Below are 17,537 nucleotides of genomic sequence, written 5' to 3' on the forward strand. Positions count from 1 at the left end.
TCAGCGCCAAGGTCGAGACATGACGTCAATTCAGCCACTGCCGGATTTTGCTGGCCATTCTTCCCGCCTGCACGTCCCACCCGCGCCGACCAACGAGCGTAGCGAGCGCTGGATGCTATTGGCGTTGTTACTGGCGTTCATCGTGTTCTACTTGCTGCCCCTGATGAGTCACGGCCTGTGGATTCCCGATGAAACCCGTTATGCCCAGATCAGCCAGGAAATGCTGCAGGGCGGGAACTGGGTCTCGCCGCATTTCATGGGCCTGCGTTATTTCGAAAAACCGATTGCCGGGTACTGGATGATTGCCATCGGCCAGGCGGTGTTTGGTGACAATCTGTTCGGGGTCCGCATCGCGTCAGCGTTGAGTACCGGGCTGAGCGTGTGGCTGACCTACCTGATTGCCCGCCGGTTCTGGGGCGATCCTCGCAAAAGCTGCGCCTGCGCGCTGCTCTACATGAGCTTCGGGCTGATTGCCGGTCAGGCCGGGTACGCCAACCTCGATCCGCAGTTCACCCTGTGGGTCAACCTGAGCCTGGTTTCCCTGTGGTTTGCCATCGACAGTCGCAGCTCTCGCGCCCGCCTGGGATTCTGGGCGGTGCTGGGCATCGCCTGCGGCATGGGCTTCATGACCAAGGGCTTTCTGGCCTGGCTGCTGCCGGCGGTGATCGCCCTGCCCTACATGCTCTGGCAGCGTCGCATGGGCGAACTGTTGCGCTACGGGCCACTGGCTGTTGTGGTTGCCGCGGCCGTCTGCCTGCCCTGGGCATTGGTCATTCATCATCAGGAACCGGACTTCTGGAATTTCTTCTTCTGGAACGAGCACGTACGCCGCTTCGCCGCCGACAATGCGCAACACGCCCGTCCGTGGTGGTTCTACCTGCCGATGCTGGTCGTCTCCGCCCTGCCCTGGACTGTGTTGTTGCCGACAACGTTCATCCAGGCCTGGAACAACAAGCGTCAGCCCGTCGGTGGATTTCTCCTGCTTTGGTTGTTGTTGCCATTGGCGATTTTCAGCATGAGCAGCGGCAAGCTGCCGACCTACATCATGCCGTGCCTGTTACCGCTGGCGCTGCTGATGGGCCACGCGCTGACCGGCCTGCTGGAACAGGCACGGGAACGGACGATTCGCGTCAACGGCTGGTTCAACGTGGTCATCGCCACGGTGGCCTTGATCGCTTTGCTGTACCTGCAACTGAGCAAAGAGATTTTCGAGAATACCGAGATGTTCAGCCTGTCCCTGGCGTTCATCGTGCTGCTGGGCTGGATCATCGTTAACGCCCTGCAAATCCTGCGGCCATTGACGTTATGGGCGATGCCGGCCCTCGGCATCTGGCTGCTGGTGGCGCTGCTGCCCGCCGCCATGCCGGGCCAGATCGTCGACAGCAAGATGCCCGACCGGTTTATCGCCGAACACCTGGACAGTTTGAACCAGACCACCTCGCTGCTGAGCAACGACCTGGGGGCGGCCTCGGCCTTGTCGTGGCTGACCAGGCGACCGGAAGTAGCGCTCTACAATGTCGTTGGTGAAATGAAATACGGCCTGCAGGATCCCGCCTCCGCCTCGCGCAAAGTAACCCTGCAGGAGGTCGGACACTGGATGACCGAGGCGCGAAAAAAGGGCTCGGTCGGGGTGGTGATGAGGGTCAACCGCGTCGATGAAGTCCAGGAAGTCGAAGCGCTGCCCACCGACGGAAAACGCTATCAGCGCGGCAACCTGCAGGTCCTGATCTTCCCGCAAATCCAGCCCTGACAGGCAAGACGCAAAAAAACCGAGAGGTCGAACCGGCCTCTCGGTTTTTGTTGCAGGTGAAACCCAAAGGCACGACAAAAGGCAGTCGAGGGCAGTGCCATATTCTGATCGACGACATCGTTTGATCGACGAGTCGAACCACAGTGGGCACAGCGCTGCTAATCTGAATGAAAATTACATGTATTTACGGTTTTTTTTACGTTATTTTCTCATTTGGATCTCTACATTCCCTGCAATTCAAAACATGCAAATGATTCGCATTGGTTTACAAGCGTTTCAATGCGTATGACTTTCAAAAAAAATGCACCAGGAGCAGCCCGCAGAATGATTCCCAACATCCCCTCGTTCTTGAAAAAGGCCCTGCTGGCCACCGCTTTGCTGAGCGCTGGCCAGGTCTATGCAGCCGACTCCGTCGGCATCGTGGTGTACAACGCGCAACACGAAGGTCTGACCAAGGCCTGGGTCGAGGGTTTTACCCAGGAGACCGGTATTCCCGTCACCCTGCGTAACGGCGATGACACCGAGATGGGCAACCAGATCGTGCAGGAAGGCGCGGCTTCTCCGGCGGACGTATTCCTGACCGAAAACTCCCCGGCCATGGTACTGGTCGACAACGCCGGGCTGTTTGCGCCGGTCGATAAAGCCACGCTGGAGCAGGTTGACTCCGCCTACCGCCCGGCCCACGGCAAATGGGTCGGGATTGCCGCGCGCTCCACAGTGTTCGTCTACAACCCAAGCAAACTGCCGGAAGCCGACCTGCCGAAATCGATCATGGACCTGGCTTCGCCGAGCTGGAAGGGTCGCTGGGGTGCATCGCCAGGCGGTGCCGACTTCCAGGCCATCGTCGCTGCCATCCTGGAACAAAAGGGTGAAACCGCCACGCTGGATTGGCTTAAAGCGATGAAAACCAACTACGCCAACTACCGTGGCAACAGCTCGGTACTCAAAGCGGTGAATGCCGGGCAGATCGACAGCGGCGTGATCTACCACTATTACAGCCTGGTGGATCAGTCCAAGACCGGCGAAAACAGCAAAAACACCGCCCTGCACTATTTCAAGCACAAAGATCCGGGCGCTTTTGTTAGCATCTCCGGCGGCGGCGTCCTCGCGTCCAGCCAACACAAAGAACAAGCCCAGGCGTTTCTCAAATACATTACCGGCAAGGATGGCCAGGCTGTCCTGAAGAACGGCAAGTCGTTTGAGTACGCCGTGGGCAAGAACGCTGAATCCAACCCTAAATTAGTGCCTCTGCAGCAACTCGATGCGCCGACTGTCGATGCTTCTAAACTCGACAGCAAAAAAGCCGTGGAGCTGATGACACAGGCCGGACTGCTCTAATTGATACCTGAAACCCTGCCTGCGGGGGTCGTTGAGGCGACACCCGCACATTTGCGCCGACGATCCCGCGGAGTCTTTGCGGGACGTGGCGGTGTATGGGTGATCGGTTTATCGGTGCTGGTTTCATTACTGGCGCTGCTACCGATCGCTTACGTTGTTGGCGTGTCCCTGCAGACAGGCTGGTCAACCGTCGTGACCCTGGTGTTCCGCCCCCGGGTTGGCGAACTGCTGATCAATACCGTATTGCTGGTACTGCTGACGATTCCGTTGTGCGTTGCGCTGGGGGTGACGCTGGCGTGGCTCACAGAACGCACGAATTTGCCCGGACGGCGCTGGTGGTCGTTGTTGGCCACCGCACCGCTGGCGGTGCCCGCGTTCGTTCACAGCTACGCCTGGGTAAGCCTGGTGCCACCCATTCACGGCTTGTTTGCCGGTGTCCTGGTCTCGGTCATCGCCTACTTCCCGTTCCTGTATTTGCCGGTGGCGGCCACCTTGCGCCGTCTCGACCCGGCCATTGAAGACGTCGCCGAATCCATGGGTCTAAAACCCTGGAACGTGTTTTTCCGCGTGGTACTGCCGCAATTGCGCTTAGCGATCTGCGGTGGCGCCTTGCTGGTCGGTCTGCATCTGCTGGCCGAATATGGCCTGTACGCGATGATCCGATTCGACACCTTTACCACCGCGATCTTCGATCAGTTCAAATCGACCTTCAACGGCGCAGCGGCGCATATGCTGGCCAGCGTGCTCGCGTTGTGTTGCCTGGCGATGTTGACAGCCGAATCCGCCGCCCGGGGTTCGGCGCGTTACGCTCGCGTCGGTTCGGGAAGCGCCCGGGAGCAACGGGTCGTGTGCCTGAAACCGGTATCCACCCTGCTCTCACTGACGCTGCAAATCATGACCTGCGCCCTGGCCCTGGGCGTGCCCTTGATCACCTTGGGTAAATGGCTGATCGCCGGGGGCGTGGAAGTCTGGGACATGGCCGAATTGCTGCCCGCGCTGGAGCAAACCCTGCTGCTCGGTGTCGCTGGCGCGGCGCTGACCACTTGCGCGGCGATCCCGATCGCCTGGCTGTCGATCCGCTACCCCGGCCGACTGCAACGAGTGCTGGAAAGCTGCAACTACATCACCAGTTCCCTGCCGGGAATTATCGTGGCGCTGGCACTGGTGACCATCACGATCCATTTTGCCCGGCCGATTTACCAGACCACCTTCACCGTGCTGCTGGCGTACCTGCTGATGTTCTTGCCCCGCGCCCTGGTGAGCCTGCGCGCAGGCATTGCCCAGGCCCCGGTGGAACTGGAAAACATTGCCCGCAGCCTGGGCCGCTCGCCGGCCCGGGCACTGTGGCTGATCACCTTGCGCCTGGCCGCGCCGGGGGCTGCCGCCGGCGCGGCGCTGGTGTTCCTGGCGATCACCAACGAATTGACCGCCACCCTGCTGCTGTCCCCGAATGGCACGCGCACCCTGGCGACCGGATTCTGGGCCATGACCAGCGAAATCGATTACGCGGCCGCTGCGCCTTACGCCTTATTGATGGTTGTGCTGTCGCTTCCGTTGACCGGACTTCTTTATCACCAATCGAAAAAAACGGCTGGCCGATGAACACTCTTGAATTGAATGCCCTCTACAAGTCCTATGGCGCCCATTGCGCCCTGGACAACGTCAGCCTGTCGGTGCCCAGCGGCAGTCGCACGGTGATCGTCGGTCCTTCCGGCTCCGGTAAAACAACGTTACTGCGCATGATTGCCGGCTTCGAATTCCCCGACGCCGGGCGTCTTTCGTTCAATGGTCAGACCCTGGTCGACGGCACCCACGAAGTGCCGGCCCATCAACGTCTGATCGGCTATGTGCCACAGGATGGCGCACTCTTTCCACACATGACCGTGGCCGCGAACATCGGCTTCGGCCTGGCGACCAAGGGCACTGAAAAACAACAGCGAATCGCCGAACTGATGGACAGTGTGGCGCTGGACGCGAAGATGGCCGAGCGCTGGCCTCACGAATTGTCCGGTGGCCAGCAACAGCGAGTGGCCCTGGCCCGGGCGTTGGCGCAACAACCACGGCTGATGCTGCTGGACGAGCCGTTCTCGGCGCTCGATACCGGATTGCGCGCGGCGATGCGCAAGATGGTTGCGCGGCTGCTGGAAGACGCGGGCGTCACCACCATTCTGGTCACCCATGACCAGAGTGAAGCCCTGTCGTTCGCCGACCAGTTGGCAGTGATGCGCCATGGCCGATTGGTCCAGTCAGGGCACCCGCTGGACCTTTACCGCTATCCCGAAGACGAACAGACCGCGCTGTTTCTGGGGGATGCCGTGGTCATGCCCGCGCGCATCGAGGCGGGTTGGGCCCATTGCGACCTGGGGCGGATCCCGGTCAACAACCACCGCAACAACCGCTCGGCGCAGATCATGCTGCGCCCCGAACAGCTGCAACTGGCCAGCATCCTGCCCAGTGACCCGCAAGACAGCGGTTGCCGGGCCGTGGTCACCGACCGGGACTTCAGCGGCAACACCTGCACGCTGACGGTGGAACTCCAGCCGTTGACCAGTAGCGAGCAACCGGGCCGATCACTGCTGGTGCGCAGCTCAGGCATGTATGCACCACCCGCCGGCAGCTCGGTTCAGGTCTCGACCATCGGCCATGCCCATGTGCTGAGCGAGTTGTGATCGTTCACAGATCGAATCGATCCACCGCCCGACGCCGCTCGTTGTCATCGCGCACATCGTAGTTGGCCGTGGTCTGGATGTTGCTGTGATGTGCCAGTTTCTGCGCAATCGACAAATCATGCTCTTCGATCACCCGGGTTATGAATGAACGCCGGAAGTCGTGGGGCATGATTTTCACCCCGACCTGCGCGCCCCGCTGCCGGGCGATGTAATAGATCGCATGTTTGGTGATGCGCTCACGGGTGATATGGCTGCCCCGGCGGATGCGGTTGAACAGAAACGGGTCGTCCGACTCGCCGTCCTTGAGCAACGAACGGCGCAGCTCGAGCCAGGCTTCAAGCTTGGCGAAGGCCCAGGCCGGGGCGTACTTGATCAATTGCTTGTTGCCCTTGGCCGTCACTCGCAGGCTGCGCTCGGTAAAATCGACCTGGTTCAGCTCCAGGTTCACCGATTCGGATTTGCGCATTCCCGAACCGTACAGAATCCCGATGATCGCGGCATCCCGCAGGCCCTGTGGCCGCGGATCGGCGGCGCAGACCGCCATCAATTCCTGAATCAGCGTGCGCCTGAGATTGCGCCCCTGGGACAGCCGTGTACCGGCCATGCCCTTCACCGTACGCATCTTCAACAGATGGTCCTGAGAGATCAGGCTCATGCGCCACGCTTCGTTCATCACCCCGCGCACCGCGTTGACATACAGCGAGGAGGTGTTCGGTGCATAGCCATCCGAACGCAGAGTGGCCACCAGCGCGATCACGTCTTCGGGCTGTAAGTTGTGCCAGGGTATCTCCTCGATATCGTGATCTTCGAAGCCCAGGCGGTCGGCGGCATCCTGCAGCACATAACGCATGGTCAGTTGGCTGGACGGCGCCAGTCGCGCCAGATACAGGGTCAGCGGATTGGTGAGGGGTAAACTTGAGTCAGTAACAGGTAAGTCAATCAAACGAAACGGCCTTGAATGAAAACAGTTCAATGAAGCAACTAAGAAGTGAAATAACGATGATGTAAAAGACATTACAGCTGTAGGACTTTTCCCAAGAACCGCCATACATGCGGGAAGTCTGAACAGCGGCTTAATAGCTTTCAGATAAACGATTCCCCAACCGTTTTTTCATGTTCCTTTCACAAAATCGGGCATAACCTTCTATACAGTCGGCGCAGCCCAGATGGACGTCCAACCTGCCGGCCATGGCGAAAAAAGTCAACTGATGCAATTTTTTACCTCCATCCAGTAACTGGTTGATTTGATGCAGGTTCTGATTTAGCGTCTAGGCTGATTTTTGGATCCCTTTTAGCCTCAAAGGCTATTTACGTTTTCAGCCCCAGAGGTGCCCATGAGTCAGGCGTTTATCCCTTTCTCCCGTCCCAGCATCGGCGACGAAGAAATCGCGGCCGTAGAGCAAGTATTGCGCTCCGGGTGGATCACTACCGGACCGAAGAACCAGGCACTGGAAGAACACTTCGCCAACTACGTCGGTTGCCGGCATGCCGTGGCACTTTCCTCGGCCACCGGCGGGATGCATATCACCCTGCTGGCATTGGGTGTCGGTCCCGGCGATGAAGTCATTACACCCTCGCAGACCTGGGTTTCCACCGCCAACATGATCACCCTGCTGGGTGCCACGCCGGTGTTCGTCGATATCGACCGCGACACGCTGATGACCGACGTGGCCGCTATCGAAGCGGCGATCACTTCGCGCACCAAAGCCATTATCCCGGTGCATTACGCCGGCGCAGCATTCGACCTCGATCCGCTCTACGCCCTGGCCGACAAACACGGCATTGCCGTGATCGAAGACGCCGCCCACGCGGCAGGCACTTTCTATAATGGTCGCCACGTCGGTTCCAAAGGCACGGCGATCTTCTCGTTCCACGCGATCAAGAACATGACCTGCGCCGAAGGCGCCATGTTCGTCAGCGACGATGAAGCCCTGGCCTCGCGGGTACGCATGCTCAAGTTTCACGGGCTGGGGGTTGATGCCTACGACCGCCTGACCCACGGCCGCAAGCCCCAGGCCCAAGTGATCGAACCCGGCTTCAAGTACAACCTGGCAGACATCAACGCGGCCATCGCACTGGTGCAACTGGAACGCCTGGACGAGATCAACGCCAGGCGCACTCAACTGGCCCAGACCTACTTGCAGCGCCTGGAAGGCTTGCCGGTGCAACCGCTGGCCGTCCCCACCTATTCGCAAAAGCACGCCTGGCACCTGTTCATCCTGCGCATCGATGCCGAGCGATGCGGGCTGGATCGCGAAGCGTTCATGAAAGCGCTCCAGGAACAGAATGTCGGCACCGGCATTCACTTCATCGCCACACACCTGCACACCTACTACCGCCAGCGTTACCCTACTCTGCACCTGCCCAACACCGAATGGAATTCGGCGCGGCTGTGTTCGATCCCGTTGTTCCCCGACATGACCACCGATGATGTCGAGCGCGTCGTCGGTGCCATTGAAAACTGCATGGACAGAAGCCTTTGAGACCTTACCCAATCAATTTCGTTTCGATCGTCATTCCGGTCTACAACGAACAGGAAAGCCTGCCTGAGTTGCTCCGGCGCACCGAAGCGGCTTGCCAGCAGTTACACCAGGCCTATGAAATCGTGCTGGTCGACGATGGCAGCCGTGATGACTCCGCACAGATCCTGGAAGACGCCGCCTCCCGCGAAGGCAGCCCGGTGGTGGCGGTGATCCTCAACCGCAACTACGGCCAGCACGCAGCGATCATGGCCGGTTTCGAACAGTGCAAGGGCGATGTCGTCATCACTCTCGATGCCGACCTGCAAAACCCGCCCGAAGAAATCCCGCGGCTGGTGGCCCAGGCCGAACTTGGCTATGACGTCGTCGCGACGGTGCGCAACAACCGTCAGGATTCGGCCTTGCGCCGCTGGCCATCGAAGCTGATCAACCTGGCCGTGAAGCGTTCCACCGGCGTAGCCATGAGCGACTACGGCTGCATGCTCCGCGCCTACCGACGCACCATCGTCGACGCCATGCTCGCCTGCCGTGAACGCAGCACCTTCATTCCGATCCTGGCCAACAGCTTTGCCCGCCACACCACGGAAATCCCCGTGACCCACGCCGAGCGTGAACACGGCGATTCCAAGTACAGCCCCATGCGCCTGATCAACCTGATGTTCGACCTGGTCACCTGCATGACCACCACGCCGCTGCGACTGCTGAGCATCGTCGGCGTCGGCATGGCGGCCCTGGGTGTGCTGTTCGCCATCACGCTGATCCTGTTACGCCTGGTGTTCGGTGCCGGCTGGGCCGGTGGCGGTACCTTCGTACTGTTCGCCGTGCTGTTCGTCTTCACCGGTGGTCAATTCATCGGCATGGGCCTGTTGGGTGAATACCTGGGCCGCATGTACAGCGACGTGCGCGCACGTCCGCGCTTCTTCATTGAAAAGGTGCTGCGTAGCCAGCCCGAATCCCCCGCTTCCGTTGTTACCGTCGACGGCCTTACTTCCACTTCTTCAGATCAGGTTCCTTCATGAGTGCAAAAGCTGTTGTCTTCGCCTATCACGATATTGGCTGCGCCGGCATCGAATCCCTGCTCTGCTCCGGGTTTGAGATCGCTGCGGTGTTCACTCACGCCGACGATCCGAAGGAAAACGCGTTCTACGGTTCCGTCGCACAGCTGTGCGCCCGCCACGGCATTGCCGTGCATGCACCGGAAGACGCCAACCATCCGTTGTGGATCGAGCGTATCGCCAAGCTCAATCCCGACTACATTTTCTCCTTCTACTACCGCAACCTGCTGAGCGAAGCACTGCTGGCGACGGCGCGCAAAGGCGCGTTCAACCTGCACGGTTCCCTGCTGCCACGCTACCGCGGCCGCGCTCCGGCCAACTGGGTGCTGGTCAACGGCGAAACGGAAACCGGCGTGACCCTGCACCGCATGGTCAAGCGTGCCGATGCGGGCGCCATCGTCGCCCAGCGAAAGGTCGCAATCGAGCGCAGCGACACCGCGCTGAGCCTGCACGGCAAGCTGCGCACCGCCGCCGCTGAACTGCTGCGCGACACCCTGCCGGCGCTGCTGCAAGGCAAGGTCAGCGAAACTCCGCAAGACGAATCCAAGGCTACTGTGTTCGGCCGTCGCACTCCGGCTGACGGCAAACTGGTCTGGGCCAGGCCGGCCGAAGAACTGTTCAACCTCGTCCGCGCCGTGACCCAGCCATACCCGGGTGCCTTCTGCGCGGTAGGCGAGCACAAGCTGATTGTCTGGAGCGCCGAAGTCGCCAAGGGCAACGAAGGCCTGGCGCCGGGCCGCGTCATCAGCGTCGACCCGCTGCGCATCGCCTGCGGTCAAGACTCGCTGATCATCAACGCCGGCCAGCGCAACGACAACGGTCTGTACCTGAGCGGTCCGCAACTGGCCAACGAACTGGGCCTGGTGGACGGTTCCGTGCTGCGCGGTGCCGAATCCGGCCGTGCCCCACGTCGCACCCGCGTGCTGATCCTCGGCGTCAACGGCTTCATCGGCAACCACTTGTCCGAGCGTTTGTTGCGTGACGACCGCTACGAGGTCTACGGCCTGGACATCGGTTCGGACGCCATCGAGCGCCTGCGCAGCCACCCGAACTTCCACTTCGTCGAAGGCGACATCAGCATCCACTCCGAGTGGATCGAGTACCACATCAAGAAGTGCGACGTGGTACTGCCGCTGGTGGCGATCGCCACGCCAATCGAATACACCCGTAACCCGCTGCGCGTGTTCGAACTGGACTTCGAAGAGAACCTGAAACTGGTTCGCTACTGCGTCAAGTACAACAAGCGCGTGATCTTCCCGTCGACCTCGGAAGTCTATGGCATGTGCCAGGACAACAACTTCGACGAAGACAACTCCAACCTGGTGGTCGGCCCGATCAACAAGCAACGCTGGATCTACTCGGTCTCCAAGCAACTGCTGGACCGCGTGATCTGGGCTTATGGCCAGAAGGGCCTGAACTTCACCCTGTTCCGTCCGTTCAACTGGATGGGTCCACGCCTGGACCGTCTGGATTCGGCCCGTATCGGCAGCTCCCGCGCGATTACCCAGTTGATCCTGAACCTGGTGGAAGGTACGCCGATTCGCCTGTTCGACGGTGGCGAGCAAAAACGCTGCTTCACCGACATCGCCGATGGTGTGGAAGCACTGGCGCGAATCATCGACAACGACAACGATGTCTGCAATGGCCAGATCATCAACATCGGCAACCCGGAAAACGAAGCCAGCATCCGCCAGTTGGGCGAAGAGCTGCTGCGTCAGTTCGAAGCTCACCCACTGCGCGCCAACTTCCCTCCGTTCGCCGGTTTCCGCGACATCGAGAGCAAGGCGTTCTACGGCACCGGTTATCAGGACGTGTCGCACCGCAAGCCGAGCATCGCCAACGCCAAGCGCCTGCTGGACTGGACGCCAACCGTGGAGATGAGCGAAACCATCGGCAACACCCTGGACTTCTTCTTGCGCGAGGCCATGCTCGAAATCGCGGACAAGCGCTGATGCAGGCGGGACTGCGGATCGATGTCGACACGTACCGGGGCACCCGAGAGGGAGTGCCTCGGTTGCTGGAAATCCTTGATGAAGCACAGATCAAGGCGACGTTCTTCTTCAGTGTCGGGCCGGACAACATGGGGCGCCACTTGTGGCGCCTCATCCGTCCACAGTTTCTCTGGAAAATGCTCCGTTCCAACGCAGCTGGCCTGTATGGCTGGGACATTCTGCTGGCCGGCACCGCATGGCCTGGAAAACCGATCGGCCGCGACCTGGGGCACTTGATGCGCCAGGCCCGGGATGCCGGGCATGAGGTTGGCCTGCACGCCTGGGATCACCACGGCTGGCAAGCCAACGCCGGGCGCTGGAGCGACGCACAACTGGTCGAACAGATACGCCGTGGCGTGGACACCCTCGGCGACATTCTCGGGGAAAAGATCACCTGCTCGGCGTCCGCCGGGTGGCGTGCCGACGAGCGTGTGATCGAAGCCAAGCAGGGTTTCGGCTTTCGCTATAACAGCGATTGTCGCGGCCTGAGCCTATTCCAGCCGCGATTGGCCGATGGTCGCCTGGGTGCACCGCAAATCCCGGTGGACCTGCCGACCTTCGACGAAGTGGTCGGGCCGACCGTCGCCGCCAAGGATTTCAACAGGTTCATCCTGGACCGGTTCACGCCGGAAAAACTCAATGTCTACACGATCCATGCCGAAGTAGAAGGGATTCTGATGTCCAACGATTTCCGTCAACTGCTGAGCGATGCACATCAGCGAGATATCCGTTTTCAACCCTTGGGCGACTTGTTGCCCCAGGCCCCTGACAGTTTGCCGATCGGCCGCGTGGTACGCGGTGCACTCGAAGGTCGCGAAGGCTGGCTGGGAGTGCAAGACGCATGAGCAGACGCTGGGCTTTGCCGTTATTGCTGGCCATGATGGCGCTGGCATACCTGTTGCCACTGGGCAGTCATGGCTTATGGATTCCTGACGAAACCCGCTACGCCCAGATCAGCCAGGGCATGCTCCTGAGCGGCAACTGGGTGTCGCCGCATTTCATGGACGTGCGCTATTTCGAAAAACCCGCGGCCGGCTACTGGATGATTGCCATCGGTCAGGCGCTGTTCGGCCAAAACCTTTTCGGAGTGCGCTTCGCTTCGGCTCTGAGCACCGGTTTGAGCGTGCTGCTGTGCTACCTGGTCGCCCGCCGGATGTGGAACGAACCGCGCAAGAGTTTCGCCTGCGCGCTGCTGTACATGAGCTTCACGGTAATTGCCGCTTCGGCGGGGTATGCCAACCTCGATCCGCAATTCACCTTCTGGGTCAACCTGAGCCTGGTGGCGTTATGGTTCGCGCTCGACAGCACGAGCCGCGGGCAACGCCTGATCGCGTGGGCGATGCTGGGCCTGGCCTGCGGCATGGGCTTCATGACCAAGGGTTTCCTGGCCTGGTTGTTGCCAGTGTTGATCGCCCTGCCCTGGATGATCTGGCAAAAACGCTGGCGTGAACTGCTGGTCTACGGCCCGGTGGCGGTCGTGGTAGCCATCGCCGTCAGCCTGCCATGGGCGCTGGCAGTGCACGCCCAGGAGCCTGACTACTGGCGGTTTTTTTTCTGGCACGAACACATCCGCCGTTTTGCCGGGGACGATGCCCAGCACAATGCGCCATGGTGGTATTACCTGCCGTTGCTGGTGGCTTTCAGCATGCCGTGGATCGCCTTGCTGCCGCCAGCGCTGAAGCATGCCTGGCAGACCCGACGCCAGTCCAATATCGGGTTCCTGCTGCTGTGGCTATGGATGCCGTTGTTCTTCTTCAGTCTGAGCAAAGGCAAGTTGCCAGCCTACATCCTGCCGTGCCTGTTGCCTCTGGCATTGTTGCTCGGCCATGCACTGGCTGACCGATTGAAGCTGGAGCGAGGTCGCGCCCTGGGCATCAACGGCCTGCTGAACCTGGTGGTGGGTGTGGTCACCCTGCTGGCCCTGGTTTATCTGCAACTGAAAAAGCCGATTTACAATCATGAACTGCACAACCTGGTGTTGGTGTTCATCGGCTTGATCGGCTGGATCATGGCCAACCTGCTGCAGGCTTTCCGTCCGTTGCAGTGCTGGGCGGCACCCGCGTTTGGCAGCCTGTTGCTCGCCGCCGTGCTGCCCGCCGGACTGCCCAACTCCGTCGTCGCCAATAAAACCCCTGACCAATTTATCCTCGATCACGCCCAGGAACTTGGCCAGAGTGCCAAATTGCTGAGCAACGACCTGGGTGCCGCGTCAGCGTTGTCCTGGCGGGCGAAACGGCCTGAAGTGGCTTTTTTCAACACGATAGGCGAATTGAAATATGGTCTTGCCTATCCTGACTCGCTTAAGCAGCGCGTCGACTCCGATCAGGTGCAACAGTGGATGCACGACGCTCGCCAGCTAGGTTCGGTCGGTGTGGTCATGCGGGTCAAAGGCGAGGAAGAGTTGCGCGAACTCGAACAATTGCCCAAAGAGGGCAAGCGGTATGAACAAGGCAATCTGGTGATTTTGATCATTCCTCAGGCGGCGCCATGAGCCTGCTATTGCTACTGGTCGCTTGCCTGCTGACCTGCCTGGGCCAAATCGCCCAGAAATATGCGGTGGAAAGCTGGCGCGGCAAACCTTCCGGGTGGATGGACAAACTGCGTTCGCCCTGGCTTTGGCTGGCCCTGGCCTCTTTGGGCCTGGGCCTGCTGGTGTGGCTGCTGGTGCTGCAACGCCTGGAAGTCGGGATTGCCTACCCGATGCTGAGCCTGAACTTTGTGCTGATCACCCTGGTCGCGCGTTTCGTGTTCCACGAAACCATCGACCGCCGCCACTGGCTGGGTGTGGCGCTGGTGATCGGCGGCGTGGCTCTGCTGGGGCAGCACGCATGAACCTGAGTCGCGGTATTGCCTTCGCACTGGGCAGCGTGTTGCTGGTCAGCGCCGCCCAATTGGGCATGCGCTGGAGCATGAGTCACCTGCCACAGCCCGAACAATGGCTCAGCGCTCACATCGACCTGACCGCCGTTGCCGTGGTGCTCGTGGCCATCTTCGCCTATGCCTTGTCGATGCTCTGCTGGCTCGCCGCCCTGCGGGACCTGCCGCTGGGCCGGGCCTACTCGTTGCTGAGCATCAGCTACGCGCTGGTGTACCTGCTGGCCGCCAGCCTGCCGTTGTTCAACGAAACGTTCAGCCTTACAAAAAGCCTTGGCGTGGCATTGGTCATCCTCGGCGTCATTACCATCAATTCTCGACCTGCTCGCGCGCCCGAATCAAGGAGTGCCCCATGAAAATCAGTGTATTTGGTAGCGGTTATGTTGGCCTGGTGCAGGCAGCGGTTCTGGCCGAAGTCGGCCACGACGTGGTCTGCATGGACGTTGACGAAAAAAAGGTCGAACTGCTCAAGCAGGGCCACGTGAGTATTTTCGAACCCGGGCTCGCCAGCCTGGTTCGCGAAAGCCTTGACGCCAAACGGCTGCAGTTCACTACCGACGAAAAATTCGCGGTACAGCACGGGGAGGTGCTGTTTATTGCGGTCGGCACACCGTCCCGGGACGATGGCTCGGCGGACTTGCGCTACGTGATGTCGGTGGGCGAAGTGGTAGCACAGCATCGCGAACAGCCAGCGATCCTGGTGGAGAAATCCACCGTTCCGGTCGGCACCGGCGACGCCTTGCGTGCACACATCGACAAATGCCTGCTCAACGCCGGGCGTGTTTTACAGTTCGATATCGTCTCCAACCCGGAGTTTTTGAAAGAAGGTTCGGCCGTCGCCGACTGCCGCCGCCCGGACCGTATCATCGTCGGTTGTGAACGTGACGAAGTACGCGAAGTGATGCGTGACCTGTACTCGCCCTTCAACCGCAACCATGAACGCATCATGTTCATGGACCTGCGCAGCGCCGAGCTGACCAAGTACGCCGCCAACTGCATGCTGGCGACCAAGATCAGCTTCATCAACCAGATCGCCGAGCTGGCCGAACACCTGGGTGCCGACATCGAGTCGGTACGCCTTGGCATCGGCGCCGACTCGCGCATCGGCTACCACTTCATCTACCCCGGTTGCGGCTACGGTGGCTCATGTTTCCCCAAGGACATGCGTGCCCTGATCCACAGCGCCGAAGAGGCCCATTGCTCCAGCGACCTGTTGCAAGCGGTGGAAGCCATCAATGAACGGCAGAAACACAAGCTGTTCGAACGCATCAATGCGTTCTACAGGGGCGACTTGCGTGGCAGGACCTTTGCTTTATGGGGCCTGGCGTTCAAGCCAAACACTGACGACATGCGCGATGCACCGAGCCGGGTGTTGCTGGAGTCGCTGTGGGCTGCCGGGGCGAATGTCCGTGCGTTCGATCCGGAAGCCATGCAGGAAACCCAGAAGCTGTATCCCGACGAATCGAAACTGATGCTCATGGGTACGCCAGAGTCGGTCCTGTCCGGTGCCGATGCACTGATCATCTGCACCGAATGGCAACAGTTCAAGGCGCCGGACTTCGAGCTGATCCAGCAACGGCTCAACGCACCGGTGATCTTCGACGGTCGCAACCTGTACGACGCAGACCGTCTGGCACGCATCGGTTTCACCTACTTCCCGATCGGCCGTGGCGAATCGCGCAAATTGCCGATGCCTCACCAGCAATGGTCAACCGAATCCGTGGTCGCCTGTACCTCATGATCCCTCACATCCGCCAACAGTCCCTCGCGCTGGGTCTGTTGGCGCTGTTGTTGTTCTGCGCAGGGATGTATCAGCAAGCGGCCATCGGTTTCGATTCACGCTTCGTGCTGTTCGCCCAGGAGATGCTGCGCAATGGGCCGTCCTTTTTTCCGACGACCTATGGCCAGCCCTACGCAGACTATTCGGGACTTTCAACGCTATTCATCTGGCTGCTTTCACTGCCGTTCGGCCAGGTCACCAGCCTGACCGCCTGGCTGCCGAGCGCCATCGCCGCAGCGGTCATCGTCACCTTGATGTACCGCCTGCTGGCACCCTATTCCACGCGCTGGGCGCTGCTGAGCATCGCCCTGATGCTGTTGACCAACACCTTCATCACGCAAACCCGCGCGGTTTCCCTCGACCTGATTCTGGCGGCTGTCGCGTTCAGCGTGTTCTACCTGGGCTACGCCGCCGATCACTTTGCGGCGCCGCGCCGCCGGGTTCTGATCTTTGCCTTGTTGATGCTGGGCTTCTGGATTCGCGGGCCAATCGGCCTCGTGATTCCTGCGGGGATGCTATGCAGTTATTTCCTGGTCAATCGCCAATGGCGACGGCTGATCGTCTTCGGATTGCTGGCAGCGTTGCTGCTGGCGGTGTGCATCGGTCTGTTGTTGTGGCTGGCGGACATCAGCGGTGGCCCGGCCTTCCTGCAGGACGTGATTCGCATGCAGTTCATGGGACGCATGGACGGCAGTGAAGGCAGCAACGGTGTGTTGTATTACTTCACCAGCTCGATGGGCAACTATGCACTGGCGTGGCCGTTGGCGTTGCTAGCGCTTGGGGCTGTTGCGCTGACAGGCCCAAAGGAAGCCGGGCCGGCACTGCGCCTGATGCAGTGCTGCGTAGCGGCCGGACTGATCGTGATGATCGGCCTTTCCGTCCCGCAGGCGAAAAAGGCCCGTTACCTGCTGCCGATGCTGCCCATGGCGGCCATCGTGGCGGCGTATCCGTTCTACGCCACACAGGGTCGATTGCTGGGTTGGCTGCGGGGGTTGATGCAGGGGCTGTGGCTGCTGATCCCAGGCCTGCTGATCGTGGCATTGCTGGTGGTACGGCGAAAATTCCCCGAGGTCGTGGCCCACCTCACTTCCCTGTTCATCCTTCTCTGTGTGCTGCAAGTGGTCGCCCTGGCAGCGCTCAAGCAGTCCCGCTGGCGAGCACAGGCACTGGCTTTTTGTGCGGTCCTGGCACTTTGGTCGTTCTACATCTTGCAGTTCGAGCCGGTCCAACGACAGCTTTACGATACCCAGGCCTTCAGCCGCGAGGCGTTTGAACTCGTGCAAAACGACCCGGCACCGCTGGTCATGCACGGGATGGGCAAAGACGCCAAGGCCATCAAATTCATGGTCAACATCCCGCAGGACCTGCACCCGGTTTTCACCGAGTCGCCTCAGGAACTGGAAAACCTCAAGGACCCGGCGTGGCTGATGATGGACCTGAACCTGTACAAGACATTGCAAGGCACGGCCGTTGGCGCATTGCCGCCAGTGCTGAGCGGGCGGTTCGACAAGAATGATTTCGTGCTGCTGCACCTCCAGTAAGTCCCGTAGCAACGACCGAGTGTCCGACTGCTAGAGTAGCGCCCACGACCGGGCTGATG

Annotated in this window: 14 protein-coding genes; 13 read left to right on the forward strand and 1 reads right to left on the reverse strand. The window is 60.4% G+C overall.

What is annotated here, in order from left to right; all coding sequences use genetic code 11:
• The first annotated feature begins 19 nt into the window (after positions 1 to 19).
• From arnT (KW849_RS05820) to KW849_RS05835, 4 genes are all read left to right on the forward strand, one after another.
• Complete coding sequence (gene arnT, locus KW849_RS05820; protein WP_218428524.1) at positions 20 to 1,750, forward strand: lipid IV(A) 4-amino-4-deoxy-L-arabinosyltransferase; 1,731 nt, start codon at positions 20 to 22, stop codon at positions 1,748 to 1,750.
• A gap of 324 nt (positions 1,751 to 2,074) precedes the next feature.
• Complete coding sequence (locus KW849_RS05825; protein WP_218428525.1) at positions 2,075 to 3,088, forward strand: iron ABC transporter substrate-binding protein; 1,014 nt, start codon at positions 2,075 to 2,077, stop codon at positions 3,086 to 3,088.
• Positions 3,089 to 3,139: 51 nt separating this feature from the next.
• Complete coding sequence (locus KW849_RS05830) at positions 3,140 to 4,690, forward strand: iron ABC transporter permease (RefSeq protein WP_256357083.1); 1,551 nt, start codon at positions 3,140 to 3,142, stop codon at positions 4,688 to 4,690.
• The gene (locus KW849_RS05835; protein ID WP_218428526.1) at positions 4,687 to 5,757 is read left to right on the forward strand and encodes an ABC transporter ATP-binding protein; all 1,071 of its coding nucleotides are present in this window, start codon (positions 4,687 to 4,689) and stop codon (positions 5,755 to 5,757) included. The genes KW849_RS05830 and KW849_RS05835 overlap by 4 nt, the downstream gene beginning before the upstream one ends.
• Before the next feature lie 4 nt (positions 5,758 to 5,761).
• Here the strand turns inward: KW849_RS05835 and xerC are convergent, their stop codons facing one another.
• Positions 5,762 to 6,700, reverse strand: a complete 939-nt coding sequence (gene xerC, locus KW849_RS05840) for a tyrosine recombinase XerC (RefSeq protein WP_218428527.1) — start codon at positions 6,698 to 6,700, stop codon at positions 5,762 to 5,764.
• A gap of 391 nt (positions 6,701 to 7,091) precedes the next feature.
• Between xerC and arnB the strand changes: the two genes are divergently transcribed.
• Genes arnB through KW849_RS05885 form a run of 9 tightly spaced genes read left to right on the forward strand, consistent with a single transcriptional unit; the run spans position 7,092 to position 17,478 of the window.
• Positions 7,092 to 8,240 carry a UDP-4-amino-4-deoxy-L-arabinose aminotransferase gene (arnB, locus tag KW849_RS05845; RefSeq protein WP_218428528.1) on the forward strand — a complete coding sequence of 383 codons (1,149 nt, stop codon included), beginning with the start codon at positions 7,092 to 7,094 and terminating at the stop codon, positions 8,238 to 8,240.
• Positions 8,237 to 9,256, forward strand: coding sequence for an undecaprenyl-phosphate 4-deoxy-4-formamido-L-arabinose transferase (arnC, locus tag KW849_RS05850; protein ID WP_218428529.1), 1,020 nt, complete (start codon positions 8,237 to 8,239; stop codon positions 9,254 to 9,256). The genes arnB and arnC overlap by 4 nt, the downstream gene beginning before the upstream one ends.
• The gene (arnA, locus tag KW849_RS05855) at positions 9,253 to 11,244 is read left to right on the forward strand and encodes a bifunctional UDP-4-amino-4-deoxy-L-arabinose formyltransferase/UDP-glucuronic acid oxidase ArnA (RefSeq protein ID WP_218428530.1); all 1,992 of its coding nucleotides are present in this window, start codon (positions 9,253 to 9,255) and stop codon (positions 11,242 to 11,244) included. The genes arnC and arnA overlap by 4 nt, the downstream gene beginning before the upstream one ends.
• Entirely contained in the window at positions 11,244 to 12,128 is an 885-nt protein-coding gene (arnD, locus tag KW849_RS05860) for a 4-deoxy-4-formamido-L-arabinose-phosphoundecaprenol deformylase (protein WP_218428531.1), read from the forward strand. Before arnA ends, arnD begins: the two co-directional genes overlap by 1 nt.
• A complete protein-coding gene (gene arnT, locus KW849_RS05865) occupies positions 12,125 to 13,774 on the forward strand; it encodes a lipid IV(A) 4-amino-4-deoxy-L-arabinosyltransferase (RefSeq protein ID WP_218428532.1) in 1,650 nt (549 codons plus the stop codon). Before arnD ends, arnT (KW849_RS05865) begins: the two co-directional genes overlap by 4 nt.
• Complete coding sequence (gene arnE, locus KW849_RS05870; protein WP_007983907.1) at positions 13,771 to 14,115, forward strand: 4-amino-4-deoxy-L-arabinose-phosphoundecaprenol flippase subunit ArnE; 345 nt, start codon at positions 13,771 to 13,773, stop codon at positions 14,113 to 14,115. The genes arnT (KW849_RS05865) and arnE overlap by 4 nt, the downstream gene beginning before the upstream one ends.
• The gene (arnF, locus tag KW849_RS05875) at positions 14,112 to 14,513 is read left to right on the forward strand and encodes a 4-amino-4-deoxy-L-arabinose-phosphoundecaprenol flippase subunit ArnF (protein WP_218428533.1); all 402 of its coding nucleotides are present in this window, start codon (positions 14,112 to 14,114) and stop codon (positions 14,511 to 14,513) included. Before arnE ends, arnF begins: the two co-directional genes overlap by 4 nt.
• Positions 14,510 to 15,898 carry a UDP-glucose/GDP-mannose dehydrogenase family protein gene (locus KW849_RS05880; protein ID WP_218428534.1) on the forward strand — a complete coding sequence of 463 codons (1,389 nt, stop codon included), beginning with the start codon at positions 14,510 to 14,512 and terminating at the stop codon, positions 15,896 to 15,898. The genes arnF and KW849_RS05880 overlap by 4 nt, the downstream gene beginning before the upstream one ends.
• Positions 15,895 to 17,478, forward strand: a complete 1,584-nt coding sequence (locus KW849_RS05885) for a glycosyltransferase family 39 protein (RefSeq protein ID WP_256357084.1) — start codon at positions 15,895 to 15,897, stop codon at positions 17,476 to 17,478. The genes KW849_RS05880 and KW849_RS05885 overlap by 4 nt, the downstream gene beginning before the upstream one ends.
• The last annotated feature ends 59 nt before the right edge of the window (positions 17,479 to 17,537 follow it).

This window comes from Pseudomonas sp. PDM26 (genome assembly GCF_019219185.1).
GTDB lineage: Bacteria > Pseudomonadota > Gammaproteobacteria > Pseudomonadales > Pseudomonadaceae > Aquipseudomonas.